The organism is Methylobacterium sp. WL103 (genome assembly GCF_008039885.1).
Classification (GTDB): domain Bacteria; phylum Pseudomonadota; class Alphaproteobacteria; order Rhizobiales; family Beijerinckiaceae; genus Methylobacterium; species Methylobacterium cerastii.
Genome location: NZ_VRUX01001093.1, coordinates 1 through 787 on the forward strand (window position 1 = coordinate 1; position 787 = coordinate 787).

The 787-nt window shown below is 72.8% G+C and carries 1 protein-coding gene and 1 pseudogene; both read left to right on the forward strand.

The genetic code is table 11. From position 1 onward, the window contains the following. Nucleotides 1–201: pseudogene (locus FV222_RS27985) on the forward strand (hypothetical protein); the annotation flags it as partial. Between the two features lie 106 nt (nucleotides 202–307). Then, nucleotides 308–685, forward strand: coding sequence for a glycosyl hydrolase (locus tag FV222_RS27990; protein ID WP_147762467.1), 378 nt, complete (start codon nucleotides 308–310; stop codon nucleotides 683–685). The last annotated feature ends 102 nt before the right edge of the window (nucleotides 686–787 follow it).

Genomic DNA, 787 nt, shown 5'->3' on the forward strand with positions numbered 1-787 from the left:
GGCACCGGCGGTTCGTCGGCGGGCGCCGGCAGCGGTTCGGGGTCGACGGTCGGCACCGGCGGCTCCTCGGCCGGCAAGGGCACCAGCGGCTCCTCGATGGGCACGGGCGGTTCCTCGTCCGGCATGTCGGGCAGCGCGTCCGGTCATGACCGCGGCGGCCCCGGCAACTCCGAGAACGCACCGGGCCACAACAAGCGCTGATCCGGCTCTGGAACGGCGACATCGGGCGCGGCTCCTCGGAGCCGCGCCCTCCTCGACCTTCGCACCGCGCCTTTCATTCCCTCCCCGCCATCAAGGAGACCTGACCATGGCTCGCCTGATCCTGCCGCTTCTCGGTGGCGCCCTCGTCCTCGCCGGCGTCGCGACCGGCCAAGCCCAGACAAGCACGGTCACGACCGGCCCGAACGGCGTCTCGGGCAGCACGACGGTGACGACCGGCCCGAACGGAAAGCCGTGCAAGGTCGTGCATTCCGACGACGCGAAGAACGCCGGCACGATGTCGAGCTCGGTCACGGCCGGGGCGGACGGCGTGCGGAGCGCGACCACGGGCGGTCCTTCGGTGACCACGCGGTCCGGGAGCGGCTCGACCAGCAGCTCGGCCTCCAGCTCGAGTTCCGGCGGCACCACCATGACGACCACCGGCGCCGGCGACTGCGTCGTCACCGTCCCCAAGACCACGAAGTGAGGCTGACATGACGATCCGATTCATCGCCCCCCTCGCCGCCTTCGGGCTCCTCGTCGTCCCGGCGCTCGCCCAGACCGGGGGCAGCGCCACCGGCGGCACGGC